The 26,529-nt window shown below is 69.2% G+C and carries 27 protein-coding genes; 16 read left to right on the top strand and 11 right to left on the bottom strand.

What is annotated here, in order from left to right; genetic code table 11:
- Nucleotides 1-21 precede the first annotated feature (21 nt).
- The 7 genes from ACWJI3_RS14055 to ACWJI3_RS14085 all read left to right on the top strand — a co-directional run bounded on the left by ACWJI3_RS14055 (nt 22) and on the right by ACWJI3_RS14085 (nt 6,735).
- Complete coding sequence (locus ACWJI3_RS14055; protein ID WP_480203989.1) at nt 22-2,421, top strand: BamA/TamA family outer membrane protein; 2,400 nt, start codon at nt 22-24, stop codon at nt 2,419-2,421.
- On the top strand, nt 2,421-3,272 hold the full coding sequence (lpxC, locus tag ACWJI3_RS14060) for a UDP-3-O-acyl-N-acetylglucosamine deacetylase (RefSeq protein WP_094512684.1): 852 nt from the start codon (nt 2,421-2,423) through the stop codon (nt 3,270-3,272). The genes ACWJI3_RS14055 and lpxC overlap by 1 nt, the downstream gene beginning before the upstream one ends.
- Before the next feature lie 7 nt (nt 3,273-3,279).
- Nucleotides 3,280-3,738: a 3-hydroxyacyl-ACP dehydratase FabZ gene (fabZ, locus tag ACWJI3_RS14065; RefSeq protein WP_233132941.1), complete on the top strand. Its 459-nt coding sequence runs from the start codon at nt 3,280-3,282 to the stop codon at nt 3,736-3,738.
- Nucleotides 3,739-3,742: 4 nt separating this feature from the next.
- Nucleotides 3,743-4,564 (top strand): acyl-ACP--UDP-N-acetylglucosamine O-acyltransferase, encoded by an 822-nt coding sequence (gene lpxA / locus ACWJI3_RS14070; protein WP_094512683.1) that lies wholly within the window; start codon nt 3,743-3,745, stop codon nt 4,562-4,564.
- Nucleotides 4,564-5,790, top strand: a complete 1,227-nt coding sequence (gene lpxB, locus ACWJI3_RS14075; RefSeq protein WP_094512682.1) for a lipid-A-disaccharide synthase — start codon at nt 4,564-4,566, stop codon at nt 5,788-5,790. The genes lpxA and lpxB overlap by 1 nt, the downstream gene beginning before the upstream one ends.
- On the top strand, nt 5,787-6,467 hold the full coding sequence (gene msrA / locus ACWJI3_RS14080; protein ID WP_480203990.1) for a peptide-methionine (S)-S-oxide reductase MsrA: 681 nt from the start codon (nt 5,787-5,789) through the stop codon (nt 6,465-6,467). The genes lpxB and msrA overlap by 4 nt, the downstream gene beginning before the upstream one ends.
- A gap of 79 nt (nt 6,468-6,546) precedes the next feature.
- Nucleotides 6,547-6,735 (top strand): hypothetical protein, encoded by a 189-nt coding sequence (locus ACWJI3_RS14085; protein ID WP_480203991.1) that lies wholly within the window; start codon nt 6,547-6,549, stop codon nt 6,733-6,735.
- 228 nt (nt 6,736-6,963) lie between these two features.
- On the opposite strand, the gene ACWJI3_RS14090 is transcribed toward ACWJI3_RS14085, so the two are convergent.
- Genes ACWJI3_RS14090 through ACWJI3_RS14105 form a run of 4 tightly spaced genes read right to left on the bottom strand, consistent with a single transcriptional unit; the run spans nt 6,964 to nt 10,129 of the window.
- Nucleotides 6,964-7,212 carry a hypothetical protein gene (locus ACWJI3_RS14090; RefSeq protein WP_094512679.1) on the bottom strand — a complete coding sequence of 83 codons (249 nt, stop codon included), beginning with the start codon at nt 7,210-7,212 and terminating at the stop codon, nt 6,964-6,966.
- 30 nt (nt 7,213-7,242) lie between these two features.
- Entirely contained in the window at nt 7,243-8,721 is a 1,479-nt protein-coding gene (locus tag ACWJI3_RS14095) for a leucyl aminopeptidase (protein WP_480203992.1), read from the bottom strand.
- Nucleotides 8,722-8,780: 59 nt separating this feature from the next.
- On the bottom strand, nt 8,781-9,392 hold the full coding sequence (locus ACWJI3_RS14100; protein ID WP_233132940.1) for a GIY-YIG nuclease family protein: 612 nt from the start codon (nt 9,390-9,392) through the stop codon (nt 8,781-8,783).
- A 2-nt stretch (nt 9,393-9,394) separates the two neighbouring features.
- Nucleotides 9,395-10,129, bottom strand: coding sequence for a ComEA family DNA-binding protein (locus ACWJI3_RS14105; protein WP_094512677.1), 735 nt, complete (start codon nt 10,127-10,129; stop codon nt 9,395-9,397).
- Nucleotides 10,130-10,261: 132 nt separating this feature from the next.
- Here ACWJI3_RS14105 and ACWJI3_RS14110 point away from each other — a divergent pair, with 132 nt between their 5' ends.
- The 4 genes from ACWJI3_RS14110 (at nt 10,262) to ACWJI3_RS14125 (ending at nt 14,425) form a co-directional block, all read left to right on the top strand.
- Nucleotides 10,262-10,585 carry a DUF1825 family protein gene (locus ACWJI3_RS14110; RefSeq protein ID WP_094512806.1) on the top strand — a complete coding sequence of 108 codons (324 nt, stop codon included), beginning with the start codon at nt 10,262-10,264 and terminating at the stop codon, nt 10,583-10,585.
- A 51-nt stretch (nt 10,586-10,636) separates the two neighbouring features.
- Nucleotides 10,637-11,941 carry a tyrosine--tRNA ligase gene (gene tyrS, locus ACWJI3_RS14115; RefSeq protein WP_255101076.1) on the top strand — a complete coding sequence of 435 codons (1,305 nt, stop codon included), beginning with the start codon at nt 10,637-10,639 and terminating at the stop codon, nt 11,939-11,941.
- Entirely contained in the window at nt 11,941-12,702 is a 762-nt protein-coding gene (pyrF, locus tag ACWJI3_RS14120; RefSeq protein ID WP_480203993.1) for an orotidine-5'-phosphate decarboxylase, read from the top strand. The genes tyrS and pyrF overlap by 1 nt, the downstream gene beginning before the upstream one ends.
- A 208-nt stretch (nt 12,703-12,910) precedes the next feature.
- Nucleotides 12,911-14,425: a lysophospholipid acyltransferase family protein gene (locus ACWJI3_RS14125; protein ID WP_480203994.1), complete on the top strand. Its 1,515-nt coding sequence runs from the start codon at nt 12,911-12,913 to the stop codon at nt 14,423-14,425.
- On the opposite strand, the gene ACWJI3_RS14130 is transcribed toward ACWJI3_RS14125, so the two are convergent.
- From ACWJI3_RS14130 to hpf, 5 genes are read right to left on the bottom strand one after another with little or no spacing between them, the layout of a single operon-like run.
- Nucleotides 14,386-15,657 carry a glycosyltransferase family 4 protein gene (locus tag ACWJI3_RS14130; RefSeq protein WP_094512673.1) on the bottom strand — a complete coding sequence of 424 codons (1,272 nt, stop codon included), beginning with the start codon at nt 15,655-15,657 and terminating at the stop codon, nt 14,386-14,388. The genes ACWJI3_RS14125 and ACWJI3_RS14130 overlap by 40 nt on opposite strands.
- Nucleotides 15,658-15,684: 27 nt before the next feature.
- On the bottom strand, nt 15,685-17,142 hold the full coding sequence (locus ACWJI3_RS14135) for an MFS transporter (RefSeq protein WP_233132939.1): 1,458 nt from the start codon (nt 17,140-17,142) through the stop codon (nt 15,685-15,687).
- 13 nt (nt 17,143-17,155) lie between these two features.
- Nucleotides 17,156-17,992, bottom strand: a complete 837-nt coding sequence (gene recO, locus ACWJI3_RS14140; protein ID WP_094512671.1) for a DNA repair protein RecO — start codon at nt 17,990-17,992, stop codon at nt 17,156-17,158.
- Nucleotides 17,989-18,669, bottom strand: a complete 681-nt coding sequence (gene deoC, locus ACWJI3_RS14145; RefSeq protein ID WP_480203995.1) for a deoxyribose-phosphate aldolase — start codon at nt 18,667-18,669, stop codon at nt 17,989-17,991. The genes recO and deoC overlap by 4 nt, the downstream gene beginning before the upstream one ends.
- Nucleotides 18,670-18,673: 4 nt before the next feature.
- Complete coding sequence (hpf, locus tag ACWJI3_RS14150; RefSeq protein ID WP_094512669.1) at nt 18,674-19,258, bottom strand: ribosome hibernation-promoting factor, HPF/YfiA family; 585 nt, start codon at nt 19,256-19,258, stop codon at nt 18,674-18,676.
- Between the two features lie 51 nt (nt 19,259-19,309).
- Here hpf and lipB point away from each other — a divergent pair, with 51 nt between their 5' ends.
- The 5 genes from lipB (at nt 19,310) to queA (ending at nt 25,050) form a co-directional block, all read left to right on the top strand.
- Nucleotides 19,310-19,990 carry a lipoyl(octanoyl) transferase LipB gene (gene lipB, locus ACWJI3_RS14155; protein WP_094512668.1) on the top strand — a complete coding sequence of 227 codons (681 nt, stop codon included), beginning with the start codon at nt 19,310-19,312 and terminating at the stop codon, nt 19,988-19,990.
- A gap of 27 nt (nt 19,991-20,017) precedes the next feature.
- Entirely contained in the window at nt 20,018-21,976 is a 1,959-nt protein-coding gene (locus tag ACWJI3_RS14160) for an AMP-binding protein (RefSeq protein ID WP_480203996.1), read from the top strand.
- Between the two features lie 46 nt (nt 21,977-22,022).
- Nucleotides 22,023-22,466: a YlqD family protein gene (locus tag ACWJI3_RS14165; RefSeq protein ID WP_094512666.1), complete on the top strand. Its 444-nt coding sequence runs from the start codon at nt 22,023-22,025 to the stop codon at nt 22,464-22,466.
- A 63-nt stretch (nt 22,467-22,529) separates the two neighbouring features.
- Entirely contained in the window at nt 22,530-23,894 is a 1,365-nt protein-coding gene (locus ACWJI3_RS14170) for a dihydrolipoamide acetyltransferase family protein (protein ID WP_480203997.1), read from the top strand.
- 31 nt (nt 23,895-23,925) lie between these two features.
- On the top strand, nt 23,926-25,050 hold the full coding sequence (gene queA / locus ACWJI3_RS14175) for a tRNA preQ1(34) S-adenosylmethionine ribosyltransferase-isomerase QueA (protein WP_480204065.1): 1,125 nt from the start codon (nt 23,926-23,928) through the stop codon (nt 25,048-25,050).
- Between the two features lie 12 nt (nt 25,051-25,062).
- Here the strand turns inward: queA and ACWJI3_RS14180 are convergent, their stop codons facing one another.
- Both ACWJI3_RS14180 and ACWJI3_RS14185 read right to left on the bottom strand, forming a co-directional pair.
- A complete protein-coding gene (locus ACWJI3_RS14180; RefSeq protein WP_094512664.1) occupies nt 25,063-25,662 on the bottom strand; it encodes a superoxide dismutase in 600 nt (199 codons plus the stop codon).
- A gap of 150 nt (nt 25,663-25,812) precedes the next feature.
- Nucleotides 25,813-26,469: an FKBP-type peptidyl-prolyl cis-trans isomerase gene (locus tag ACWJI3_RS14185; RefSeq protein ID WP_480204066.1), complete on the bottom strand. Its 657-nt coding sequence runs from the start codon at nt 26,467-26,469 to the stop codon at nt 25,813-25,815.
- Between the last annotated feature and the right edge of the window lie 60 nt (nt 26,470-26,529).

A 26,529-nucleotide genomic window follows, 5' to 3' on the forward strand; every position in this document is an offset into this window, starting at 1 on the left:
TCCGCCTTCTTCCGGAGAACCATGGGTGTCCCCCGCAACGCCCTCACCGGCGATCTCCTCTCCGTATTGGCGCGCCGGCCCAACTCCGTGGCCCTCGCCCTGAGTCTGCCGCTGCTGGGCGGCGCCACCTTGCTGGCACCGGCCAGCACTGAAGCCAAGCCGGTTGCTGGTGCTGCAGCTGCTGCCACATCACCGGCCACTTCCAGAACTGCAACCACCTCTGGTGCTCTGGCACCGACGGCCGGGATCCCGCAGGCTCCGTCCGGTGTTCTCAAGGCTCAGGCCACCCCACCGGCCTCCGGAGCCCCGGCCAGCCCCGACCCTGCCGCCCAGCCCGCACCCGCCGAGGCTCCCTCTACCACTCCGGCCCCGGCCCCGGCGGCGGAGATTGCTCCGCCAGCCTCCCCCAGCGAACCGCGCGTATTGATCAGCGAGGTGGTGGTGGAGGGCCTGGACGGCCACCCGGAGCGGGAGCGGCTTGAACTCGCCGTCTACGACGCCATGACGGTGCGTCCCGGCAGCCGGGTCACCCGCTCTGAGCTGCAGACCGACCTGTCGGCCATCTATGCCAGCGGCTGGTTCTCCGATGTGCGCATCCAGCCCAAGGACGGCCCCCTGGGCGTGCAGGTGGTGGTGATCACCACGGCCAACCCCGTGCTCTCCCAGGTGGCGCTGGACACGCCCAAGGCCAAGCTGCCGCCTCAGGTGATTCAGGAGACCTTCGCCCCCGATTACGGCAAGACCCTGAATCTCAATGTGCTCAAGGGCCGCATCGACGAGCTCCAGAAGTGGTACGCCGACCAGGGCTACTCCCTGGCCCGGATCACCGGCCCCAACCGCGTCAGCCCCGAGGGCGTGGTGGAGCTCACGGTGCGGGAAGGCACCGTGCAGGGCGTGGAGGTGCAGTTCCTCAACAAGGAGGGTTCCGCCACCAACGACAAGAACGAGCCGATCCGTGGCAAGACCAAGCCATGGGTGATAACCCGGGAGATCTCGATCGAGCAGGGCGAGATCTTCAACCGCCGCCAGCTGGAAGACGACATCAAACGCCTCTATGGCACCGGCCTGTTCGGTGACATCAAGGTGACCCTGCGGCCGGTGCCGGCCCAGCCCGGCGAAGTGGTGATCGTGCTCGGGATCGTGGAGCAGTCCACCGGTTCACTCTCCGGCGGCCTCGGCTACAGCCAGAGCCAGGGGGTGTTCGGTCAGGTGCAGTTGCAGGACAGCAACCTGCTTGGCCGTGCCTGGGACCTGGCGCTGAACTTCACCTACGGCCAGTTCGGCGCCCTCACCGATCTCTCCTTCACCGATCCCTGGATCAAGGGCGACCGGTTCCGCACCGCGTTTCGCGCCCGACTGTTTGTCAGCCGCGACGTGCCCCAGATCTTCCAGTCGCAGGACGGCGGCAACATCAACACCGCCTCCGACTTCTACAAGGCGCCGGGCACCGATGTGGCCTTCAACATCAACGATTCCAATAACCCCGCCGACCGCAGCTTCAACTCGGTGGATTCCGCTGAGAACGCCTTCCCCGAGACGAGCTGGTTCGACTTTGACGGCAACTCGGTGGTGTTGCAGCGCATCGGCGGCAACTTCCAGTTCGCCCGTCCGCTCAACGGCGGCGATCCCTTCAAGCGGGCCACCTGGAGCGTCGTGGTGGGTGCCAGCGTCCAGGAGGTGCGGCCGATCAACTTCGGCGGTACGTCCATGCCTTTCGGCGTGAGTACCAACAACTTCAACGGCCGCAGTGCCCCCACCGAAGACGTCATCTGCATCGCCTTCAACTGTGCCACCACCAACCAGCTGGTGGGTATCCGCTTCGCCGCCACTCGCAACACCCTCAACGATCCCCGTAACCCAACCGACGGCAACTTTCTCTCTCTGAGCACCGAACAGTTCGTATCGGTGGGCCCCGATTCCCCCACCTTCAACCGGGTCCGGGGCAGCTACTCCCACTTCATCCCGGTCAACTGGCTGAGGTTCTACAAGGGTTGCCGACCCCGTCCAGGTGAGCCCTTCGACTGCAAGCAGGCTCTGGCCTTCCAGGTTTCCGCCGGTTCCACGATCGGTTCGCTGCCCCCTTATGAAGCCTTCTGCCTGGGCGGCTCCAATTCGGTGCGGGGCTTTTTCGACTGTGACCTCGGGGTGGGGCGCAGCTTTGGTGAAGCCACGATCGAGTACCGCTTCCCGCTGTTCAGCGTGGTGAGTGGTGAGCTGTTCATCGATGGCGGCACCACCTTCGGTACCCAGGCGAACGTGCCGGGCAACCCCGGTGGGCTGCTGGGCAAACCCGGCAGTGGCTTCTCGGTGGGCACCGGCCTGATCGTGACCACACCGGTGGGGCCCCTGCGCCTGGAGGTTGCCAGCCGTGATTTCACCGGCGAGTGGCGTTTCAACCTCGGCGTGGGCTGGAAGTTCTGATGAGCCCGTGGCCGGCGGACTATGCCCGTGCCTGGACGCTGGCTTCCCCGGTCGAGATCACCGGTGTGGGCCTGCACAGTGGTGCGGTGGCACGGGTGCGCCTGGAGCCCACCGAGCGCCCGGGGTTCGCGGTGGGCTGGCTGGATCAGCCCAGCCAACCTCCAGTGCCTCTCCACCCCCGCCAGGTGGCCGACACACGTCTATGCACGGCGCTGCGCTTCGATCAGGGCCGCCTGGCCACCGTGGAACACCTACTGGCAGCGCTGGTGGGCACGGGACTGAGTCACGTGGACATCCTGGTTGAGGGGGAAGAAATCCCGCTACTCGATGGCTCCGGCCTGCCCTGGGTGGAGGCGATTGCGACGGCGGGCCTGCACGAGATCGGCGAGCGGGAGCCGCTGCAGACCCTGGCAGCACCGCTCACCGTCCAGCAGGGCGTGAGCTTCGCTGTGGCCCTGCCCAGCGAGCAGCCGCGCCTCAGCGCCGCTGTGGCCTATCCCCAGGCGGCCATCGGCCAGCAATTGTTCACTCTTGAACTCACCCCACCGCGGTTCGTGGCCGAGATCGCCCCCGCCCGCACCTTCGGCTTCCTCGAGCAGATCGAACAGTTGCGCGCCGCCGGACTGATCCAGGGAGGCGCCCTTGACAACGCCCTGGTCTGCGATGGCGAGGGCTGGGTGAACCCTCCGCTGCGCTTCAGCGATGAACCAGTGCGCCATAAGCTCTTGGACTTGCTGGGGGATCTGGCGCTGGTGGGCTTGCCCATGGCCCAGGTGTTCGCCTTCCGCGGGTCCCACGGCCTGCACACGGCACTGGCGGGCGCCCTGGCCTCCCTCCCCCGAACTGCCTGACGCTCCCTTGTCCGTCTTCTCTCCCCCCGAGACCTCGCTGCTGACGAGCGAGCAGATTCTCAACCTGCTGCCGCATCGCTACCCCTTCGCCCTCGTCGATCGGGTGATCGAGCAGGAGATGGGCGTGCGCGCCGTGGCGATCAAGAACGTCACCCTCAACGAGCCCCAGTTCCAGGGGCATTTCCCCGGCCGCCCACTGATGCCCGGTGTGCTGATCGTTGAAGCGATGGCCCAGGTGGGGGGGCTGATCATCAGCCAGATGCCTGAACTTCCCAAGGGGCTGTTCGTGTTCGCCGGCATCGATGGTGTGCGCTTCCGACGTCCGGTGGTGCCGGGTGATCAGTTGCGGATCACCTGCGAGCTGATCGCCCTCAAACGCAAGCGCTTCGGCAAAGTGAAGGGGACCGTCACCGTCGATGGAGACCTGGTGTGTTCAGGGGAACTCATGTTCTCTTTGGTGGACTGAGGGAATGACGAGCTCCGCCGTGACGACCAAGATCCATCCCAGTGCTCTGGTGGATCCCCGCGCCCGGCTGGCCGAAGGGGTGGCGATCGGCCCGTTCGCCGTGATCGGTCCCGATGTCCAGATCGGTGCGGGCAGCACCATCGGCCCACACGTGGTGATCGATGGCCGGGTCACGATGGGCGCGCGCAACCGGGTGTTTCCGGGAGCCTGCATCGGCCTCGAGCCCCAGGATCTCAAGTACAACGGCGCTGACACCGAGGTAGTGATCGGGGACGACAACGCGTTTCGTGAATGCGTCACGATCAATCGGGCCACCGCCGCCGGCGAGCAGACCCGCATCGGCAGCGGCAACCTGTTGATGGCTTACAGCCACGTGGGCCACAACTGCGAACTGGGCGACCGGATCGTGGTGGCGAATGGGGTGGCGATCGCCGGCCATGTGGTGATCGGTGATCGGGCCGTGATCGGTGGCGTGCTGGGCATCCACCAGTTCGTGCACATCGGCAAGCTGGCGATGGTGGGTGGCATGAGCCGCATCGATCGCGACGTACCCCCCTTCGCGATCGTGGAAGGGCACCCGGGCCGGCTACGGGGCCTCAACCGCATCGGCCTGCGCCGCAGCGGCCTTGCCGACCGCGAGGACGGCGCCGAGCTGCGCCAGTTGCGGGAGGTGTGGGACCGCCTCTACCGCGGCGATGAGGTGCTGATGGAGGCGCTGCGGCAATTGCGTCAGCAGCACCTGCTGCCGGCAGCCGAGGAGCTGTGCAGCTTCCTCGAGGCCTCGATTGCGCCCGGGCGCCGCGGCCCATTGCCGCCGCAGCGCTGATGGCGCGGTTGCTGATCAGCACCGGCGAGGTGTCGGGTGATCTGCAGGGGGGGCTGTTGATCCAGGCGCTGCATGCGGAGGCGGAACGCCGCCACCTGCCGCTGGAGATCGTGGCCTTGGGCGGCGAGCGGATGGAGCGTGCCGGCGCCCGGCTGATCGCCAACACGGCGCCGATGGGGGCGATCGGACTCTGGGAAGCCCTGCCCCTGGTGCTCCCCACCCTGCGCCTGCAGCGCAAGGTGGGCCAATGGCTGCGCCAGTCGCCGCCCGATGGGCTGGTGCTGATCGATTACATGGGCGCCAATGTGAATCTGGGCCTGCGCATCCGCCGCGACTACCCCTGGGTGCCGATCACCTACTACATCGCGCCGCAGGAGTGGGCCTTCCGCTTCGGCGATGGCGGCACCACGCGCCTGATCGGCTTCACCGACCGGATCCTGGCCATCTTTCCCCAGGAAGCCAGCTTCTACGCCGCCCGCGGCGCGGACGTCACCTGGGTGGGCCATCCGCTGGTGGACACGCTCACCGAACAGCCCGATCCGGCCGAGGCCAGGCGCGAGCTGGGTCTCACCCCGGACCAGCCCCTGCTGCTGCTGATGCCGGCCTCCCGGCCCCAGGAGTTGCGCTACCTGCTGCCGCCCCTGGCCGCCGCCGCAGCAAGGCTGCAGCAGTTGCGCCCCAGCCTCAAGGTGATCGTTCCGGCCGGCCTGCCCAGCTTCGAGCAACCCCTGGCCAGCCGCCTGGCGGCTGCGGGCGTGGAGGCCACCGTGGTGCCGGCCGCCCGCTGCGACGCGCTCAAGCCCACCCTGTGTGCCGCCGCCACCCTGGCCTTCACCAAGTCGGGAACGGTGAACCTGGAGATGGCGCTGCGGGGGGTCCCCCAGGTGGTGGGCTACCGACTCAGCCGGCCCACCGCCTTCATCGCCAAGCGGCTGCTGGGCTTCAACGTGCCCCACATCTCCCCGGTGAACCTCCTGCTGGGGGAACGGCTGCTGCCGGAACTGCTGCAGAACGACCTCACCGCCGACACGATCGTGGCGGAGGCCTTGCCGCTGCTGGAGCAGGGCCCCGAGCGGCAGCGGATGCTGGACGGCTACAGCCGCCTGCGCGGCATCCTGGGCGAGCCGGGCGTCACACGCAGAGCGGCGGCGGCCATCCTGGATCAGATCGCTGCGGCGGCCACCCACGGCGCCGCCACCGCCCGCAGCGTTCCTGAACCGGCATGAACCCGCTCCCTTCCCCCCCGCCCTCGCGGAGCCCGCTGCAGCGCCCCTGGCACCACTGGCTGGCACCGCTGCTGCTGGTGGTCACCCTGCTGATCGCCGCCGTTCCGCCCGCGCAGGCGGCGGTGGAGGAGGCGGTGTTCGCCGGTGGCTGCTTCTGGTGCCTGGAGCACGACCTCGAGCAGCTCCCCGGTGTGCTCGATGCGGTGAGCGGCTACAGCGGCGGTGCCCAGGCCAACCCCACCTACAAACAGGTGTCGGCCGGTGGCACTGGGCACCTCGAAGCCGTGCTGGTGCGCTTCGACGCCGACCGGATCAGCTATCCGGCGCTGCTGCGCTCCTTCTGGCGCAACGTGGATCCGCTGGATGGGGGCGGCCAGTTCTGCGATCGCGGCTCGTCGTATCAGCCGGCCATCTTCGTGCGCGGTGCCCGTCAGGAACAGCAGGCCCGTGCCAGCCAGGCCGCGGCCGCCCGCGAACTGAAGCGCAAGCCCGCTGAGCTGCGGGTGCCGGTGCGGCCGCTGCAGCGCTTCTGGCCCGCCGAGAGCTATCACCAGAATTACGCGGAACGCAACAAGGCGAAGTACTCCTATTACCGCTGGTCGTGCGGCCGTGACCGGCGCCTCGACGAGCGTTGGGGCAAGGCCGCCCGCAGCGGCACGCCCTGGCGTTCCCCCTGACACCCCGGTGGGGGTTTCAGCCCTTCCCAGAAGCGGGCCGCCTGCTTACGTTGACTGCAGGCGACATGTCGGTGCCTGTATGTATCTGCTGACGATCAAGGACGGCCTGGCCACCCGCCACATCGGCCCCTACGAAAGCCCGAAACAGGCGGTCGACGATCTCGACCGCCTCTTGATGAGCTTCGGCGACCGGGCCCGCTGGCAGATCCACGAGTTGGAGTCCCCAGCCATTCTGCTGGGCGGCGTGGCGCCGGTGGCGGCCGCCTGAGGCGCCACCACCACGAGCTTCCAGCACTGCAGCGATCCAGCGGATCTTGGCAGGGGAGCAACCGGAACAGCTCCGCGCCGAAACGATGCTGCACCCGTTCGGACCAGTCCTCAAAGGGCTCCCAGGGTTGGGTTCATGGACACACCGCCTGCGTCGTGCTGCTCAGTCCGTGCTGTTCAACCTCTGTATGGCCGCTCCGCCTCTGACCTGATGAACAGACAGGCAGGTCTACCGGGCCTGGCGGGGGTAGCCGCTCAACAGGCCGCTCTCCACCATCAGGCCCACACCCGCGGTCACACAGATCAGCCCCAGGGCGCCGTACCAGAACCAGGGGCCGGTGGCCGGCGCTTTCACCAGTAGCGCCACCTGCTGCACCGTGCGCCGGCTGATCGCTTCACCCACCAGGCAGAGGCCCAGCGGCAACAGCAGCACGCCCAGTTGCGCGCGGATGTACCAGCGGATCTTCTTGGCGGCCATGGCGTCGGCGAGCGGCGTCAGTGGTCAACCCTAAGCCGGGCCCCCGAGGCACACCCAGTTCACCAGGGTGCGCACGCCGAAGCCGGTGGCACCGGCGGGGTCGAGCCCCCGGCCCTTGTCGCTCCACACGGTGCCGGCGATGTCGAGATGGGCCCAGGGGAGATCGGGCGTGACGAAATCCTTGAGGAACAGGGCCGCCGTGATCGACCCTCCCGGCCGTGGCCCGGTGTTCTTGAGGTCCGCCACCGGGCTTTTCAGGCCCTGCTTGTAGGCGGCATGCAGCGGCATGCGCCAGAACAGCTCGCCGCCCTGCTGACCGGCGTCCACCAGGGCCGCCGCCAGCGTGTCGCTGACGGACCAGAGTCCGGCGATCTCCTCGCCCAGGGCGATCACGCAGGCACCGGTGAGCGTGGCCAGATCCACCACCGCATCCGGTTCGAGGTTGCAGGCGTACACCAGGGCATCGGCCAGGGTGAGCCGCCCTTCGGCATCGGTGTTGTTGATTTCGATGGTCTTGCCGTTGGAGGCGGTGAGGATGTCGCCGGGGTGGATGGCGTTGCCGCTGATCATGTTTTCGCAGGCGGCCACGATCACGTGCACCTCCACATCCGCCGGCTTGAGCTCGGCGATGGCCCGCGCCGCACCCAGCACCGCCGCGCTGCCGCCCATGTCGTACTTCATCATCTCGATCTGGGAGCCGGCGGTTTTGAGGTTGTAGCCGCCCGAATCGAACGTGAGCCCCTTGCCGATCAACACCAGCCGTCGGCTGGAGCCCCCGGCGGGGCGATAGGTGAGGTGGATGAACTTCGGCGGCAGATCCGAGCCCTGTGCCACGCCCAGGTAGGCCCCCATGCCGAGCGCTTCGCAGTCGTCGCGCTCCAGCACCTTCAGCTCCAGGCCGAAGTCGGTGGCGATGCTGGCGGCGGTGTCGGCCAGGGCCTGGGGGGTGACCGCATTGGGCGGGGCGGCCACCAGCTCGCGGGCCAGCTCCACACCGGCGCAGGTGGCGGCCACGGCGCTCAGGCCAGCAACGGCCGCTTCCGGCAGGCCCAGCAGGGTGACGCGCTCCGGCAGCGGCTGGGGCTCTGCCTCGCTCTTGAAGCGTTGATCCTTGTAGAGGCTCAGCCGCACCGCTTCGGCGATGGCCGTGGCGGCCGCGGCGGGATCAAGGCCCTCGATGGGAAGGAGCAGTCCCAGCGCGCCCCCGGCGGCGGCGGCGGCCTTGGCGCTGACGGCTGCGGCGCTGCGCAGGGCGGCGCCGTCGAGGCTGCCAGCCTCCCCCAGCCCCACCAGCACCAGCAGGCTGGGGGTGTGGGCGGGCAGATGCAGGGCCAGGCAGTCGCCGGGTTTGCTCTTGAAGCGTCGCTTCTCCAGCAGCGCGGGCAGGTCGAGGCTGAAGCGTGCTGACAGGAGCGGCAGCCAACCGGCGGGATCCCCCTGCAGCACTCCCACCGCCAGGGTGTCGCCTTCCCACTGCGTGAAGGCGGTGGGGCTGGTGCGGAACTCCATGGAGCGTCAACCTTGGAGGCGCGATCGTAGCCATGCCGCCCCGGACTCCCCGCTGGCGCTCAGGCCGGATCGGCGGTGAAGGGGGTGGCCCAGCGCTGCCGCGTTTCCTTGTTGAAAGGGGGCTGCCAACGGCGGATCAGCGCCTGCTCCAGGGCCCGGCGCGGCCTGACTGCCCCGGGGACGTCGCTGCAGAAGCGGATGCTCAGCCCGCTGGCGAGCCCGCAGCGGCGCAGGGCTTCGTCGTAGGCCGCCAGGTAGGTCTTGCAGTCGTGGTCGCCTTTCCAGCGACGATCGGCGCAGCCGGTTTCGCCCACGTACAGCAGCAGGGGGTGCTCCAGCTGGGGTTGGCGGTCCATCACCACATACAGAGCCGCCCCCTGCTGCGGCGGCTCGGGCCAGCGCCAGAACTGCAGGTTGAGCGGTGCCAGCGCCAGTGGATCGAAGACGGCAGCCTGCGCGGCGGCGGCATCGGTCCCGCCGGCTCCGAACAGCGAGCGCTGCGCCACACCGGCCCCGCTGCCGTGCAGGGGACGCTGAAAGTCGGCCAGGCCCTGCTGCCAGCGCAGCAGTTGATGGCGCGCCAACGGCAGAGCCGTGGGAACGTGGTCGCCGGCGGCGGACGCCGGCCCGGCGCCGAACAGGTCGAGCTGGCCCTGGCGCGGCAGGCCCATGCTCAGGGCCGCTGCCGCTGTGGCGCCGGTGTCGGCCGTGGCAGATCCGGCCCCACCGGCCCCCGGCCGAAACTCACCTTGCCGATCAGGGCCTCCACCAGGTGGGGGGGCAGTTGCAGCCGTTGCTGCAGATCGGCGAGATCCTGAAAGGGCCCCCGCCCCCGTTCGCGCACCAGCCGCTGGCAACGCGGGGGATCAAGCAGCAGCCGCGCCTGCAGCTGTTCGACGCTGCAGCGGTTCACATCCAGCGGCACCGGCCGCAGCGGCGCGGGCTCCCCATACCAGCGGAACTCCAGCAGCGGCAGCCAGCACTGCAGCTGGGCGTCGCTGAGGCCCAGCAACCGTTGCAGGTCGTCCTCACCGCTGAGCTGCACACCGCCGGCCTGCAGACGCAAGAGCAGATCCACCTGGTGCGGCTCACAGCCGGGCAGCCGCAGCCAGTCGGCGGGGGTGGCGCGGTTCACATCCAACCGCCAGCCCAGGGCGGCGGCGTGGCGCACCTGGGCGGCATCCCGCAGCCGCAGGCCAGGGTTCTGCTTCAGCTTCAAGGCCAGCAGCTCCCGTTCCACGGCCACGTCGGCCCCGACAGGCTCAGGGCCGCCACCGGCCCCGGCCGTATCTGTTGCGGCGTTCGATGACGCCGGCTCACGACGAAGCGGTGGTGGTGGCGGCGCAATCTGCCCCGTGGCGATCAGCAGGCGGCGCGCCAGTGGATCCAACCAGTGCCCTCTGGCCATGGCGGCCCCCTTCAGCCACGACGGACTGGGCCGAAGTTAGCGGCAGGGGGCGGTCGATACGTCAATCCGTACTCACCGGCAGACAGGCAGGCGCCGCAGAATCGTTCCGATCGCTCTGTGTTCGGCAGCTTGATGGGCTTCTTTGAATCCGAGATCGTGCAGGACGAAGCCCGGCGCCTGTTCACCGATTACCAGCAGCTCACCCAGCTGGGCTCCGACTACGGCAAGTTCGACCGCGAGGGCAAGAAGCTCTTCATCGAGCGGATGGAGGAGCTGATGGACCGCTACCGGGTGTTCATGAAGCGCTTCGAGCTCTCTGAGGATTTCCAGGCCAAGCTCACGGTCGAGCAGCTGCGCACGCAGCTGGGCCAGTTCGGCATGACGCCTGAGCAGATGTTCAGCCAGATGCATCTCACGCTCGAGCGCATGAAGAGCGAGCTGAGCTCGTCCTGCTGACGCCTGCCTACGATCCGCCGCGACGGGTCGTGGCACGGGTGGGGTGAACGGATGGGGCAGGCGCAGGTGTGGCCGGACGTGCCGGCATGGCTGAGCCGGGGCCTGGCGGATCTCTTTCCGCACGAGGCGGGTCCGTTGGCCGGCAGCGCCACCTCCCTGGCCGCGCGCCTGGCGGAAGCCGAGCGGGAGGACAGGCCGCTGCGCATCAAGCTCGGCATCGATCCCACCGGCTCCGACATCCATCTGGGGCACAGCCTGCTGTTCCGCAAGCTGCGGGCCTTCCAGGACGCTGGCCACACCGCCGTGCTGATCATCGGCGACTTCACCGCCCGCATCGGTGATCCCACCGGCAAGAGCGCCACCCGCGTGCAGCTCAGCGCCGAGGCAGTGGCCGCCCATGCCACCACCTATCTGGAGCAGCTGGGCCAGGGACAGCCGCGGCAGCGCGCCCTGCTCGACTTCGAAACCCCCGGCCGGCTGGAGGTGCGCCGCAACAGCGAGTGGTTGGCGGCCCTGGATCTGCCACAGGTGATCGAGCTGCTGGGTACCAGCACCGTGGGACAGATGCTCGCCAAGGACGACTTCTCCAAGCGCTATGGCGGCGGCACGCCGATCGCCCTGCATGAGTTCCTGTACCCGCTGCTGCAGGGCTATGACTCAGTGGCGGTGCGCTCCGACCTGGAGCTGGGCGGCACAGATCAGAAGTTCAATGTGGCCATGGGCCGCGATCTGCAGCGCCACTTCGGCCAGCCGCCCCAGTTCGGCCTGCTGCTGCCGATCCTGCCGGGGCTCGATGGTGTGCAGAAGATGAGCAAGAGCCTGGGCAACACCGTGGGGCTCCAGGACGACCCGCTCTCGATGTATTCAAAGCTGGAGAAGGTGCCCGACGCCGCGGTGAACGCCTACCTCACCCTGCTCACGGATCTCGAGCTCGAGGCGCTGCCGGCCAATCCGCGGGAGCGCCAGAAGGCGATGGCCCTGGAGGTGACCGCCACACGCCATGGCCAGCAGGCGGCGTTGCAGGCCCAGGCCGATGCCGCCGGACTGGTGGGAGTGGGGGCAGGGCGGAACCCCGGGCTCGATGGTGAAGCAGGCGGCTCGCCCCGTGCCGAGGCTGTCGAGGTGCTGGAGGCGTCACTGGCGTCGGTGAACTTTCCCGCCAAGGCCTTTTTCCTGCTCAGTGCCATCGGGGTCTGCGCCAGCAGCAGTGAAGGACGGCGCCAGATCCAGGGGGGCGGCGTGAAGCTGGATGGCGAGAAGCTGAGCGATCCCAACCTGGAATTCAGCAGCCCGGCGGAGCTGGACGGCAAGGTGCTGCAGCTCGGCAAGAAGACCTTCCGGCGGCTGGTGCCCTGATGGCCACCACAGTGCGAACCACGGTGGGCACCACGGCGTTGGCCGATCCTGCAGAGCGGATCATCGTGGCCCTTGACCGGCCCGATGCCGGCAGCGCCCTTGCATTGGCCGCCTCGATTCCGGAGCTGCGCTGGGTGAAGGTGGGCCTGGAGCTGTTCACCGCCGCCGGGCCGGAGGTGGTGCGCGAGCTGCGCCGGTGTGGCCTGCGCCTGTTTCTGGATCTGAAGTTCCACGACATCCCCGCCACCATGGCTGGCGCCTGCCACAGCGCCGCCGCTCTGGGTGCCGAGCTGATCACCGTGCATGCCAGCGCCGGTCGCCGGGCTCTGGCGGCGGCCCAGGCGGCGGCGGAGCAGGGTGCTGCTGCCCAGGGCATGGCTCCGCCCACCCTGCTGGCGGTCACTGTGCTCACCAGCTGGGAGGCCGACCGCTTCGCCGCCGAACTGCAGGTTCCAGTGGCGATGGCCGCCCACGTGAGCCACCTGGCGGCCCTGGCGGCTGCCGCCGGGCTGCGCGGTGCCGTGTGCTCACCGCTGGAGGTGGCCGAGCTACGCGCGCGGCATCCACTGCCCTTCGCCCTGGTGACCCCGGGCATCCGCCCCGCCGGCGCCGCCACGGGCGACCAGGCCCGCGTGCTCACGCCGGCCCAGGCGATCGCCGCTGGTGCCAGCCAGCTGGTGATCGGCCGGCCGATCACGGCAGCAGCCGATCCGGCGGCGGCGTTCGCGGCCTGTTGCGCCGAACTGACCGCAGCGCCCTGAGCCACCGCCCCGCTGTCTGAGGCTTGGCCTGGCCCAGCGGCCCACACCAGACCCACTGCCGCCGGCTGCCCCGCAGACCACCCGCCCAGCCCGCCAGGAGCGGGTCCCGTTTTCCCCTGCTCCGCCAGCCGCTGATCCCGCCGGCCCGTGGCGCACAGACAGCCGGGCCGCAACGGGGGATGCTGCAGGCACGCTCTGCCCCCCGACCATGCCCCGCGCCGGGATCCAGCCGGCCCAGTCGGGCCTTCGCTTCCTCCCCGCCCACTTCAGTCCCTTGATGCACCGGCTCAGCCGCTGGGCGCTGCCGCTGCTGTTGCGCACGCGGGAGATTGTGGACTGTCAGGTGGAGGGGGCGGAGCGGCTGGCTCAGCTGTTTTCGGAGCACCAGCAGGGCCGCGTGCGGCTGCTGATCGCCTTTCGCCACCCCACCACCACCGATCCGCTCACGATGGCCAGGCTGATCTGGGAGGAGGTGCCCCGGGCCGCCCGGGCGGCAGGGCTGACCCTGCGCAGACCGGTGCACAGCCAGTTCCTCTACGACCGAGGCATTCCCCTGTGGGCGGGAGAGGCTGCCGGCTGGATCCTGGGCGCGCTGGGAGGCATCCCGATTCAGCGCGGCAAGCTCGACCGGGTGGCGCTCAAGGCCGCCCGCGAGGTGCTGGCCCAGGGCCCGTTCCCGCTGGCGATCGCTCCGGAGGGTGCCACCAACAACCACGGCGAGCTGCTTGGCCCCCTTGAGCCGGGGCTGGCCCAGATGGCTTTCTGGTGCTGCGACGACCTGGCGGCCGCCGGCCGTCAGGAGCGGGTGCTGATCGTGCCGATCGCCCTCAAGTACGTGACGCAGGGCCGCGACTGGCCGGCGATCGATACGCTGCTCGATCGCCTCGAAGCCCAGCTTCGCCGGCGTCCGGGCCGGCATGGTGCCGAAGGCTCAGAAGGTGCGGAAGGTTCAGAAGCATCAGACAACACAGCACACCCTGCAGGAGCAGGCGGCCCCATGGGGGATGGCAGCGTGGCGGAAGCGCTGCGCTACCGCCGCCTGATCCAGCTGGGCGACAACGTGATCACCCTGCTGGAGGACTTCTACCGGGAGGCCCATGGCCTGGACCTGCCTCCTCTTTCGGCCCCGGCGCCGTACCCGTCCTGCCTCGAGAACGGCTTCATCACCAGGCTCGAGCGGATTCGCAACGCGGCGCTGGGGGTGGCTGAAAGCCGTTTGCAGCTCTTGCGTCCGAAGGGGAGCCTCGGTGAGCGCTGCCGGCGCGTGGAGCAGGCGGGCTGGGACCGCATCTACCGCGACGACCTGAAGGCGATGACGCCCCTGGAGCGCAGCCTGGCCGACTGGCAGGCCACCGAGGCCCGCCTGGCCATGGACCATATGCGCCTGGTGGAATACTTCTCCACGCTCAGCGGTTCCTACGTGGCTGAGAAGCCCAGCTTCGATCGCTACACCGAAGTGCTGCAGATCCTGTGGCGAGCGATCACCTGGATCAACGGCACCAGCCACGACAAGCCACCCGAGCTGGGCTCCCGGCTCGCCCGGCTGTCGGTGGGGGAGCCGATCGATGTGACCGAGCGGCACGGCCGCTACCTCAGCGGTCGCCGTGAGGCTGTGGAGGAACTGATGGCCGACCTGCGCGCCCGCATGCTGGCGGAACTGGAGGGGGCCGCCGGCCCTGGCTCTCAGGCCGCCAGGGCGGGACGAGGGACCAGTTCGGCGTAAACACGCTCCAACGCCTCGATGTTGCGTGTGAGCGTGTAGCGCTGCAGCGCCCGCTCCCTGGCACGGCGCCCGAGTTCGGCGGTGAGCACAGGCTGGTCGCGCAGCACCGGCAGCAGGGTGCGCAGCTGGGTGGTGACCCCCTGGGTGCTGATCACGATACCGGCCCCTCCCTCCAGCACCTCACCATCGGCGCCAGCATCGGTGGCCACACAGGCGGTGCCGCTGGCCATAGCTTCCAGCAACGACAACGACAACCCTTCCACCAGCGACGGCAGCAGGAACACCTCCGAGGCCTGCAGCAGCGCCACCCGTCGCTCCAGAGCAGGTTCATAGCCCCACCAGAGGATGTCCGGGTCTTCATGGGCGGCCTGCAGCGATCCCCGCAGCGGCCCATCGCCCACGATCACCAGCACACAGCCGGCTGGCCGCACCAACCGCCAGGCGCGCAGCAGGGCCTCCACGTTCTTCTCGGTGGCCAGCCGGCCCATGTACAGAAACGGGCGGCGGCCTTCGCAGCGCGCCTGCACCTCACGGCGCAGAGCGCTGCTGCCACGCTCGGAGCCTCTCCGCTCTGAACCTCCTCGCTCGGAGTCCGCGGGCTTCCACACATCGGTGTCGACGCCGTTGGGGATCACCGCCAACCGGTCATCCTTGACCCCCAGCCGGGACAGCACCTCGGCCTGCAGCTCGGAGAAGACGATCACCCGGTTGAAGCGGGCCAGAGCCGGGGCATAGAGCTGGTAGGTGAGCTGCTGGGTACCGCCCGCCAGGTTGCGAAGGCCGGCGTCGAAGGCGGGATGGAAGGTGGCGACAAGCGGCACGCCCAGCTGCTGGCAGAGATCGGGCAGCAGGAAATCGAGAGGCGAGAGCGTGAGGCTGGCGTGCACCAGATCCGGTTTGAGCTGCTCCAGCGATTCCCGCAACTCCCGCTGGGCGCCCGGCGCGGGGACCGTGTACACCTGCGACTTCAGCAGGTAGGGCAGGGCTACTTCGCTCTCATCGCCCGCCAGCGCGGCCCGGCGCGAGGCCCGCAGCGCCTCCTTGGTGAGCGTCAGGCCTTTGCCGTTGACGCTCGGGGGATCCCAGGGCAGCCCGGGGCCCGTGGCGGGTGTGTCGAAGTGGATGAAGCTGATGCGGTGGCCCCGTTGCCGCAACTGCTCCGTGGTGGTGAGCCCGTAGGTGACGTTGCCGCAGAAGGGTGATTTCTTGCCCAGCCAGGCGATATGCGCCAACTGCTGTCGCCCATTTCTGCCAAAACGCTAGCAGCGCTGCCAGGGACGCTCCAGCAGGGCCGCCAGCAGGGTGATGCCCGCAAGTACCCAGAGCACGGGCTGCAGCCCGTAGCGGCTCACCACCGTGCCCGCCAGCACGAGCGGCAGGCTCAGGGCAATGTTGATCAGGTTGTTCTGCAGGCCAAACACCTTGCCGCGCAGTTCTTCCGGGGTGTCTTCCTGGATGGTGGTCTGGGCGGGGATGGCCAGCAGGGCGGCGCCCACCCCCAGCGCCACGCACAAGCCGAGTGTGAGCGACAGGCTGCCGCGCACCTGGCCCAGCAGCACCAGCGCAAAGGCGATCAGGCCCAGGCCCGAGGCCGAGAGCAGGCGGCGGGTGAAGCCGCGGCCGAGCTGGGCCACCGCCAGTGCACCGACGGCCATGCCCAGGCCGCTCATGGCCAGCAGGGTGCCGAACTGGGTGGGTCCGAGCCCCTTGATCGCCGAGGCCAGGCTGATGGCCAGGACATAGAGCGCCGCCAGGATGCTGTACAGCAACACAAGATGCACCAGGGCATTTCGCACGCTGGAGCGCTCGCGAAGCACCTGGATTCCTTCCAGGATCTCGCCCCACACCGAGGTGCCGCGGTCTTGCCAGGGGGCTTCCACCACGCGGATGCGGGCAATCGACAGCGCCGCCAGCCCGTAGCAAAGCGGGAGCAGCACGAACTCACCGCCTTCGATGCCGAGCGTGGCGAGTCCGTTGCGCAGCAGGCGCAGCACCGGGTCGCCGAGCGCGAAGCCCACGATCGTGGCGCCCATGCTGGTGGCCTGGTAGAGCGAGATGGCAGCGAGCAGAAGCGGTCGCGGCACGAGCAGGGGAATGGCCGCCTGCTCGGCGGGCGCAAAGAACTGGGTGAGCACCGACTCGAGGAAGGTCATCGCCACCAGGCCCCAGTAGCCCCAGCTGAGGCCGAGGAAGAAGGGGCCGGGGATCAGTAGCAGCGGGGCCAGCAGCACCAGGCCCGCGCGCAGGGCGTTGGAGGCCACCATCACCTTGCGTTTCGGCCAGCGGTCGGCCCAGACCCCCGCCACGGTGCCGAGGGCCATGGCGGGCACGGTGTTGGCCACATAGATCCCCGTGGCCAGCAGGGTGATCATCTGGGCGCGGGTCTCGAAATCGAAGCGCAGGCTGGCGGCCGCTTCAGCCAGCAGCGCGTTGGTCTGGGGGGTGTCCGTCACCCAGTACTGGGCGATCAGGAACACCATCAACACGATGTAGAACTTGTCGGCCAGCTGGGAGAAGATCTGCCCCAGCCACAGGCGCCGGAAGTCGGGCAGGGCCAGCACCGCCTGCAAGCCCTGGCCCCGGGCCGTGCTGGCCAGCTCCTCGCTGGCGGCCGCCTCCGGGCAGGCTGCCGGACCTCTGGACGCATCTTCGCCGACGCTGCCTCCGCTGGGGCCGGCCTCCGGCATCGGCGGAGGCGGGGGGGTGGCTCGGGACAATCCGCTCAAGGTTCTATCCGTTCCGCCGCAATGATGGCTCAGGGGATGGTGCCTCCAGCGCGTGACCCGGCTCGAAGCAGTCACGCAGAAGACGCAACGCACGGCAGCGGCGTCCGCCGTGCTCCTGGGTCCACAGTTCCACCAGCTGCAGGAGCCGCAGCCACACCGCCAGCGGCCCCATCAATTCCCCGTCCCGGCGGCGCGGTGGAGCCGGGCGTGTCAGCCGTTGCAGCAGCGCCAGTTCAGAGGCATTGAGCACGAGCATCGCCCCAGGCACCGCGCCGATCAACAGCCCTTCGCTGGGCACCAGGCTGCAGCGCCAGTCCCAGTTGCCGATCGGTGGCTCCAGCGGCTGCCCGCTGCGGCCGCAGCACTGCAGCGGCAGGCCATAGCCGCCCAGGGCCAGCAGATGCACGCTGCCCTGCACCGCGATCGCCAGGGCCTCAACGCTCTCCTGCCGCTCGCGCACCACGGTGTCTAGACGCCCCAGCTGCATCAGCAGATCCTCCAGCACCCCGTGGACGCCATCGCCGCCCGGCACCAGCAGCAGGGCCAGCTCCGCCAGCGCCTGAGCGGCAGCGAGCGTTTCCAGCCGCTCCGCCAGCTGGCTGTAGGTGCGCTGCACCTGCAACTGCCGAACCCGCCGCAGGCCGCGGCCACCGCCCACCTGCAGCTGGAGCAGGGCCAGCGGCACCGCTGCCGCCAGGCTGCTGCGCGGCCGGCGCGCTCCCGGCACCGCCAGCCGCACCAGCCCCTCGGCGTCGGTGAGCAAGGTAAGCAGACGGTCGTTTTCGCCGAGGGGCCCGCTCTTGAGCACGAGCCCCTCCAGGCGCGCCGCGCCGCCACTCACGAGCCAGGGGGTGTGGCGGGGCTGCGCAGCGCCTGCATCAGTGCCACTCCACGGCTGGTGCCGAGCCGGCTGGCGCCGGCCTCCACCAGCTCGAAGGCCTGTTCCAGCCCAGTGATGCCACCGGAGGCTTTCACGGCCACGCGGCCGCGGGCCAGCTCGCGCAGGTGCTGCACCTGGGCCACGCTCACCGGCGGACCGAAGCCGCTGCCGCTCTTGAGGAAGGCGGCGCCGGCATCGATGGACGCCTCCACCAGCAGGGCCAGGGCGGGATCACTCAACCTGCCGGCCTCGAGAATCACCTTCACCGGCAGGCCCAGCTCCACGATCGCACCGATCTCCTCGTAGACGGCGCTGCCGTTGCCATCGGCGAGGGCGCCGAAGTCGGGCACGATGTCCAGTTCGTCGGCGCCGGCGGCAGCGGCGGCTTCCGCCTCGGCCCGTTTGATCGCCGCCGGCACCGCGCCGAAGGGGAAGGCCACCACCCCGATCAACCGCACGCGGCTGGCGTTGCCCAGCCGCTCCCGGCCGCAGGCCAGCCAGCGCGAGGCGAGGCAGACACCGGCGAAGCCGAAGTGGCGGGCCTCGTCGCAGCAACGATGCACGGCTTCGATCCCATGATGGGGATCGAGAAGCGCGTGATCAGTGAGCGGTGCCAGGTCGGGGCGTTCGTGGCGCAAGAGTTCAGGAATCCCGCGGTTGAATCACTCCGAAGCCACCATGATTGCGGCGGTACAGCACCTGAATTCCTCTCGTCTTCTCATCACGAAACACGTAGAAATCGTGATCGATCAGATCAAGCTGGTGCAGCGCCGCTTCCAGGCTCATCTCAGGCATGGCGAAATACTTGCGCCGCACAGCGGGCACCGGCAGTTCCGGTTCGCGGCCGGCCAGAAGATCGGCCGTGAGCGCCGTTGTGTCGGTGGTGCCGTCTTCGAGGCCGACCGCCTCCTGCACGTCGCTCTGGTGGTGATCGGTGAGGCGCTCCTTGTAGCGGCGCAGCTGGCGGCTGAGTTTTCCCGCCACCATATCGATGCTGGCGTAAAGGTTTTCGCTGCGTTCCTGGGCGCGAATCACGAGGCCGTTGGCGAACACGGTGACCTCCGCCGTCTGCTGGGGAACCCGGGGGTTGCGGGCCACCGACAGATGGACATCCGCCTCCTTGACCAGCCCCTCGAAATGATTGATCGCCCGGGTCAGTTTGTCTTCCGTGTACTCCCGGATGGCTGGGGTGACGTCGAGATTGCGACCGTGGATCAACAGCTTCATCGAACCGCTCCTTTGGCGATCGGATTGCAATAAGCCTAGGAAGCCAGGCGCATGAAACCACTTCTCGATGCAATCCGTTTTGAACCCCCGGCGCCGGTGGAGTTCACTCAGGCGTGGCACTGGCAGCAGCAGCTGCGTGATCGCCTGCTGACCAACCCCGCGGCTCCGGAAGCGCTGCTCCTGCTCCAGCACCTGCCCTGCTACACGCTCGGTCGCGGGGCCAGCTCAGGGTTTCTGCGCTTCGATCCCCAGGCTCCGCCTGCGCCCCTGCACCGCATCGATCGCGGCGGGGAGGTGACCCACCATCTGCCCGGCCAGCTGGTGCTCTACCCCGTGCTCGATCTGCAGCGGCACGGCGCTGATCTCCACTGCTATCTGCGCGCCTTGGAGGGGGTGGTGATCAGCGTGCTGGCGGAGCTGGGCCTGGTGGGGGAGCGGATCGAGGGGCTCACCGGTGTGTGGCTGGAGGGGCGCAAGCTGGCGGCGATCGGGGTGGGGGCGCGCCGCTGGATCAGCCAGCACGGCCTTGCCCTGAATGTGAACTGTGACCTGGGGGGATTCGAGGCGATCGTGCCCTGCGGTCTGGAAGGGCGGGCGGTGGGCCGGCTGAGCGACTGGTGCCCCGGGATCACCCCCGACCAGGTGCAACCGCTGCTGAGCCGGGCGGGTGCCGAGGCGTTCGGACTCACGCTCCGACCACCGGAGCCCGCCGAACGGCTCTGGGGGTGTTAAGCCTGTGCCACCATCGGCTGCAAGGCAGTGAAAGCACGGGCGGAGATTTCCTGGTCGGGTGACCGGAAGGACTGTCAGGCGCTGGCCGCTCGCGAGGACCTCAGCCAGATCACCGGGCTGGAGCAGATCTGGCCGGAAGCGGCCCAGCGCTACGGCACAGCCGTGGCCCTGGAGGCTCCCCACACCACCCCGCCTGAGCAGCTCAGCTTCTGCGACCTCAACGCCGCGATCCTGGAGGCCGCCGCTGCCTTTGCCTCCCTGGGCGTGGCCCCCGGCGATGTGGTGGGCCTGTTTGCCGAGAACTCGCCGCGCTGGCTGATCGCCGACCAGGGGCTGATGCGGGCCGGCGCCGCCGATGCGGTGCGGGGCAGCACGGCGCCGGTGGAGGAGCTGCGCTACATCCTCGAGGACTCCGGCGCAGTGGGGCTGGTGGTGGAATCGGCCGCGCTGCTGCAGCGCCTGGCCCTGCCGCCCGAGCAGCTCGCCCGGCTGCGTTTCGTGGTGCTGCTGGAGGAGCCGGCCGGCGCGGGCGCACTGCCGCTGCCCGAGCAGGTGATGGGCCTCAGCTGGCCCGACTTCAGCGCCCGCGGGGCCGGCGTGGCGCCACCGCCGCTGCCACCGGTGGCGCCGGAGCGCCTGGCCACGCTGCTCTATACCTCCGGCACCACCGGCCGGCCCAAGGGCGTGCCGCTCAGCCACGCCAACCTGCTGCATCAGCTCCGCACCCTCGGGGTGGCGGTGAATCCCCGCCCCGGCGATCGGGCGCTGAGCGTGCTGCCGATCTGGCATGCCTATGAGCGCACGGCCGAATACTTCCTGCTGGCGGCCGGCTGCCGCCAGACCTACACCACGCTCAAGCACCTGCGCGGTGACCTGCAGGCGGTCAAGCCGCACTACATGATCAGCGTGCCCCGCCTCTGGGAAGCGCTTCTGGCGGGCTTCGAGGATGCGCTGGCGGCCATGCCCGCCAAGCGCCGCAGCCTGATCGAGAAGGCACTGGCTGCGAGCCGCTTCCATGGGCTGCAGCGCCGCCGCGCCAGGGGCCTCACCCTGCAGGTGGAGCCGCCACTGGCCCGGCTTACGGCGGCGCTGCTCAGTGCGGTGAGCTGGCCGGTGGATGCGCTGGCCGCTGCGCTGCTGTGGCCGAAGGTGAGGCAGCAGTTGTCGGGAGGGGTGCTGCGCACGGCGATCAGCGGCGGCGGTGCCCTTTCCCTGCACGTTGACAGCTTCTTCGAGGCGATCGGCATCGAGCTGCTGGTGGGCTACGGCCTCACCGAAACCAGCCCGGTGCTTGCCTGCCGCCGGCCCTGGCGCAACCGCCGCGGCAGCGCCGGCCAACCCCTGCCGGACACCGACTTGAAAATCGTCGATCAGGAGAGCGGCGCGCCATTGGGCTGGGGCGAGCGGGGCCGGGTGCTGGCGCGCGGTCCGCAGGTGATGGCCGGCTACTTCAACAAGCCGGAAGCCACCGCTGCCGTGCTCGATGCCGACGGCTGGTTCGACACCGGCGACCTCGGCCACCTGCTGCCCGATGGCTCCCTGGTGCTCACCGGCCGCGCCAAGGACACGATCGTGCTCAGCAGTGGCGAGAACATCGAGCCCGGCCCGCTGGAGGAGGCCCTGGTGGCCCATCCGCTGGTGGAGCAGGTGATGCTGGTGGGGCAGGACCGCCGCCAGCTGGGCGCCCTGGTGGTGCCCCGCGCCGAGCCGCTGGCGGCCTTTGCGGCGGCGGCCGGTCTGCCGGCGCCCGCTGGTGCCGGTGCCGCTGTGGAGGCCGATGCCCTGTTGCTGCGTGCCCTCAAAGGTGAGTTCAACCGCTTGCTGGCGGCCCGCCCCGGTTCGCGCCCCGACGAACGCCTGGCCGGGGTGGCACTGGTGGAGCCGTTCACGATCGACAACGGCCTGCTCACCCAGACGCTGAAACAGCGGCGTGACCGCATCACCCAGCGGGACCAGGCGGCAGTGGAGGCCATCTACGCCGGTTGACCCCCGCTCCACCGGCTGACAGCCTGGTAGCTGCTACCAACCCCCCATGTCCGACGGCCAAACGCTGACCATCAAGCGCACCATCACGGTGCGGGCGGTGGTGACACCGCGCTGGAAGGAAGATGCCGAGCGAGAGCTCAGCGGCGCTGTCGCCAACACCGATCAGCAGCTCGCTCAGCTGGAGCAGGAGGGCCAGCAACTGGTGGATGAGATCCGCCGCCAGAGCATGAATCCGCTCGATCCACGGGTGCAGGAGCAGGTGGGCTCAGTGCAGCAGCAGGTGGCGGCCAAGCGCAGTGAACTGGAGGAGCAGAAGCGCGCCATGCTCGAACAGCAGCGCCAGGTACGCGAACTGGAGTTCGAGCAGATCGTGGATCAGGGCCAGATCGAAGGCGCCTGCAAGATCAAGGTGGGCGACAACCTGGTGCAGAAGCTCCAGGTGGCGGTGCTGGTGCGCGATGGCGTCGTGGAGGCGATCGAGGGGGGCTGAGCTCCGGGGTGGCGACGGCGTGGCGCGTAAAATCCCGTCGCCGGCTGCATCGGGACCAGGACTTTGGCGACCTACGAAATCTTCATGCCCGCCCTGAGCTCCACGATGACGGAGGGCAAGATCGTGGAGTGGCTGAAGCAGCCCGGCGACCGCGTCGAGCGCGGTGAGTCCGTCCTGGTCGTCGAATCCGACAAGGCCGACATGGACGTGGAGGCCTTCCAGGAGGGCTTCCTGGCCGCCGTGTTGATGCAGGCCGGTGGCACGGCACCGGTGGGCGAAACGATCGGTCTGATTGTGGAAACCGAAGCGGAGATCGCCGCTGCCCAGGCCGGTGCCCCCAGCGCGCCCGCTGCAGCCCCCGCTCCTGTGGCCGCCCCTGCCTCGCCCTCACCCGTTGCCGCACCGGTTGCGCCGGCGGCTCCGGTCGCTGCGGCTCCCCCGGCGCCAGCGGCTGTTGCCGCTGCCAGCCTGCCTGTGGCTGCTGCTCCGGCGGCGGGCAACGGCCGGGTGGTGGCTACTCCCCGCGCCCGCAAGCTGGCCAGCCAGCTCGGGGTCAAGCTGGAAGCGCTCAAGGGCAGCGGCCCCCATGGCCGCATCCAGGCCGAGGACGTGGAGCGGGCTGCCGGCCAGCCCGCCTCGGTGGCCCGGGTTGCGGAAGGCAGTGCCCCCTTCACGGCCGCCGCTCCCGCTGCCGCTGGGGCTTCGGCCGGTGGCGGTGCCTCGGCCGCACCCGCGGGCCAGAGCTTCGGCCGCCCGGGAGAGACGGTGGCCTTCACCACCCTGCAGGGGGCGGTGAACCGCAACATGCTCGCCAGCCTCGCGGTTCCCTGTTTCCACGTGGGCTACACGATCACCACCGATCGGCTCGATGCCTTCTACAAGCAGGTGAAGAGCAAGGGCGTCACGATGACGGCCCTGCTCGCCAAGGCGGTGGGCGTGGTGCTCGCGCGCCATCCCCAGGTGAACGCCGCAGCGAGCGAAACCGGCATGGTGTACCCCGCCTCCGTCAATGTGGCGATCGCCGTGGCCATGGATGACGGCGGCCTGGTGACGCCGGTGCTGAAGGAGGCCGATCGCACCGATCTCTACAGCCTGTCGCGCAACTGGGCGGACCTGGTGTCCCGCTCCCGCACCAAGCAGCTCAAGCCCGACGAGTACAGCACCGGCACCTTCACCCTCTCCAATCTCGGCATGTTCGGGGTCGACCGTTTCGATGCGATCCTTCCGCCCGGCACCGGCGCGATCCTGGCGGTGGCGGCCTCCCGCCCCACGGTGGTGGCCAACGCCGATGGCTCGATCGCCGTCAAGCGCCAGATGCAGGTGAACCTGACCGCCGACCACCGGGTGATCTATGGCGCCCACGGGGCGGCGTTCCTCAAGGATCTGGCCGACCTGATCGAACACCGGCCCGAAAGCCTGGCGCTCTGAACCGACGGTGTCGAACCCTGCCGCCGGCTCCCTGAGCCATCCGGACACGCTGCTCTCCAGCTACAGCTTCCATCTGCCCGAGGAGCGCATCGCCCAGCGGCCGGCGGAACCGCGCCATGCGGCCCGCCTGCTGGCCGTGGAGCCGGAGCCGGCTCCGCCGCGGCACTTAACGGTGTGGGATCTGGCCGAGGAGCTCAAGCCCGGCGATCTGCTGGTGGTGAACAACACCCGCGTGCTCAAGGCGCGGCTGGCGGCACGGCGCCGCACCGGCGGGGCCGTGGAACTGCTGGTGCTGGAACCCCGCGGGGAAGGGCGCTGGTTGTGTCTGGCACGGCCCGCCAAACGCCTCCACCCCGGTGAGGAGCTTGAGCTGCAGGCTGCTGGGGGACTGTCGCCGCAGGCCACTGATGGACCACCGCTGGTGGTCACAGTGCTGGAGGTGGATCAGGCCAGCGGCGGCCGGGTGATCCAGTTCCCGCCCCACTGCGTTGATGCCGCAGCTATCGAGGCGCTCCTGGATCGTTACGGCAGCATGCCCCTGCCGCCCTACATCCACCAGCAGGACAGCAGCGACGACGAGCGCTACCAGACGCGCTACGCCGACAAACCCGGTGCCGTGGCAGCACCGACGGCGGGGTTGCATCTCAGCGACGAGCTGCTGGCGGCTCTGAAGGCCCGCGGGGTGCGCCTCGTGGCGATCACGCTGCACGTGGGGCTGGGCACCTTCCGGCCGGTGGAAACGGAAGATCTCAGCGCGCTCGAACTCCACAGCGAATGGGTGGAGGTGTCGGCGGAGGTGGTGGAGGCGGTGGCCAGCACACGCGCCGCTGGCGGGCGGGTGATCGCGATGGGCACCACGAGCGTGCGGGCGCTGGAAGGGGCTGCCGCCGCGTCAGCGGATGGCGTGCTGCAGCCTTTTCAAGGGCCGGTGGCCCTGGTGATTCAGCCCGGGTTCCGCTTTCGGGTGGTGGAAGGGCTGATCACAAACTTCCACCTGCCGCAGAGCTCGCTGCTGCTGCTGGTGAGTGCCCTGATCGGGCGTCCCCGGCTGCTGGAGCTCTACGCCACGGCGATCAACGAGGGTTACCGCTTCTTTTCCTATGGCGATGCCATGTGGATTGCCCCGGCAGCGGTGCTGCCGGGGGCCAGGCCCTGAGGCCCTGAGGGTTCAGGCGGCAGCCAGATTGGCGGCCACGAACTCCCAGTTCACCAGCTTGTCGAGGAAGGTGGAGATGTAATCCGGGCGGCGGTTCTGGTAATCGAGGTAGTAAGCGTGCTCCCACACATCCATGGTGAGCAGGGCCTTCTGGCCATGCGCCAAGGGCAGATCGGCATTGCCGGTCTTGGTGATCTTGAGGGTGCCGCCATCCAGCACCAGCCAGGCCCAGCCGCTGCCGAACTGAGTGGCGCCGGCAGCTTTGAACTGCTCGGTGAACACATCAAAACCGCCGAAATCAGCATTGATCTTGTCGGCCAGAGCGCCGCTTGGGGCACCGCCGCCGCCGGGCTTGAGACCCTGCCAGTAGAAGGTGTGGTTCCAAACCTGGGCGGCGTTGTTGAAGATGCCCGCCTTGCTGGCGTCGCCGGCCACAGCCAGGATCACCTCGTCCAGGGATTTTCCTTCCAGATCGGTGCCTTCCACCATCTTGTTGAGATTGGCCACGTAGCCCGCGTGGTGCTTGCCGTGGTGGAACTCCAGGGTCTGGCGGGAGATGTGCGGCTCGAGCGCGTCGAGTTCGTAGGGAAGCGCGGGCAGCTGGTGAGCCATTGGTGGGTTCGAAAGAAGATGAAGAGCGGAGACGGGCTGACGCGTGGAGCGATCCGCGGAGCGAACCCTTCCGCCGGTGTGAACCCGCCCGCTGGTGTGATCATTTTAACAATCACACCCATCATCACGCCGTGAAGGCGGGGGGGCGAATCAGCCGCCGACGCGCAGCAGCTCCACTTCGAAGGTGAGGGTGGCGTTGGGGGGGATGACGCCGCCGGCGCCGCGCTCGCCGTAGGCCAGATCAGGCGGGATCACCAGCTTGCGCTTGCCGCCCACCTTCATGCCGGCCACCCCTTCATCCCAGCCCTTGATCACCCGGCCAGCGCCGAGCGGGAAGCTGAAGGGCTGATTGCGGGAATAGCTGCTGTCGAATTCCTTGCCATTCTCGAGGGTGCCGCGGTAGTTCACCAGCACGTTCTGGCCGCTGATCGCTTCAGCGCCTTCACCGATGCTGACGTCAATGATGCGCAGCCCGCTGGGGGTGACCCGTTCCTTGGCTGCCACCATCTCACCGCCGAGAGCGCCGGCGCCACCTCCCTGGGCCACGGAGGAATCGGTGCTGGAGTCAGAAGCCATGGCAAAAAGTGTGGGGTTGGGGTCGTCGGGGTCGAGTTCGAAGCGGTTCACGGCCATGGCCGCAGCAGGCTGCGCGGTGACGGCTGCCGCAGCATTAGCGGTGGGGGCCGCAGTCGTGAGCGCGGCACTTGTGCCTGCCGCCTCCACCGTGCTGGGGGCCACCAGCTGGCTGACAAGAGCCACCAGCAGGAAGGCGACGCAGAGGGTCGAGCTGATCAGGATGTCGCGCATGGCGGACGGGCGGGTCAAGGCACAAACGGTGGCAGGCCCGATTCTGCCAGCGGGCACTGC

The sequence above is a fragment of the Marcopretia estuarina LEGE 06307 genome (assembly GCF_056633115.1).

Excerpts from the sequence above, each read along its gene's own strand:
- ACWJI3_RS14185 (WP_480204066.1), bottom strand. The coding sequence starts at position 26,469 with ATGCGCGACATCCTGATCAGCTCGACCCTCTGCGTCGCCTTCCTGCTG.
- ACWJI3_RS14090 (WP_094512679.1), bottom strand. The coding sequence starts at position 7,212 with ATGGCCGCCAAGAAGATCCGCTGGTACATCCGCGCGCAACTGGGCGTG.
- ACWJI3_RS14055 (WP_480203989.1), top strand. The coding sequence starts at position 22 with ATGGGTGTCCCCCGCAACGCCCTCACCGGCGATCTCCTCTCCGTATTG.
- pyrF (WP_480203993.1), top strand. The coding sequence starts at position 11,941 with ATGGCCACCACAGTGCGAACCACGGTGGGCACCACGGCGTTGGCCGAT.
- ACWJI3_RS14125 (WP_480203994.1), top strand. The coding sequence starts at position 12,911 with ATGCCCCGCGCCGGGATCCAGCCGGCCCAGTCGGGCCTTCGCTTCCTC.
- tyrS (WP_255101076.1), top strand. The coding sequence starts at position 10,637 with ATGGGGCAGGCGCAGGTGTGGCCGGACGTGCCGGCATGGCTGAGCCGG.
- ACWJI3_RS14100 (WP_233132940.1), bottom strand. The coding sequence starts at position 9,392 with ATGGGCCTGCCGCGCCAGGGCCAGCTCGACCTGTTCGGCGCCGGGCCG.
- ACWJI3_RS14095 (WP_480203992.1), bottom strand. The coding sequence starts at position 8,721 with ATGGAGTTCCGCACCAGCCCCACCGCCTTCACGCAGTGGGAAGGCGAC.
- lipB (WP_094512668.1), top strand. The coding sequence starts at position 19,310 with ATGAAACCACTTCTCGATGCAATCCGTTTTGAACCCCCGGCGCCGGTG.
- ACWJI3_RS14165 (WP_094512666.1), top strand. The coding sequence starts at position 22,023 with ATGTCCGACGGCCAAACGCTGACCATCAAGCGCACCATCACGGTGCGG.
- hpf (WP_094512669.1), bottom strand. The coding sequence starts at position 19,258 with ATGAAGCTGTTGATCCACGGTCGCAATCTCGACGTCACCCCAGCCATC.
- lpxA (WP_094512683.1), top strand. The coding sequence starts at position 3,743 with ATGACGAGCTCCGCCGTGACGACCAAGATCCATCCCAGTGCTCTGGTG.
- ACWJI3_RS14085 (WP_480203991.1), top strand. The coding sequence starts at position 6,547 with ATGTATCTGCTGACGATCAAGGACGGCCTGGCCACCCGCCACATCGGC.
- ACWJI3_RS14110 (WP_094512806.1), top strand. The coding sequence starts at position 10,262 with ATGGGCTTCTTTGAATCCGAGATCGTGCAGGACGAAGCCCGGCGCCTG.
- ACWJI3_RS14105 (WP_094512677.1), bottom strand. The coding sequence starts at position 10,129 with ATGGCCAGAGGGCACTGGTTGGATCCACTGGCGCGCCGCCTGCTGATC.
- ACWJI3_RS14180 (WP_094512664.1), bottom strand. The coding sequence starts at position 25,662 with ATGGCTCACCAGCTGCCCGCGCTTCCCTACGAACTCGACGCGCTCGAG.
- lpxC (WP_094512684.1), top strand. The coding sequence starts at position 2,421 with ATGAGCCCGTGGCCGGCGGACTATGCCCGTGCCTGGACGCTGGCTTCC.
- lpxB (WP_094512682.1), top strand. The coding sequence starts at position 4,564 with ATGGCGCGGTTGCTGATCAGCACCGGCGAGGTGTCGGGTGATCTGCAG.
- msrA (WP_480203990.1), top strand. The coding sequence starts at position 5,787 with ATGAACCCGCTCCCTTCCCCCCCGCCCTCGCGGAGCCCGCTGCAGCGC.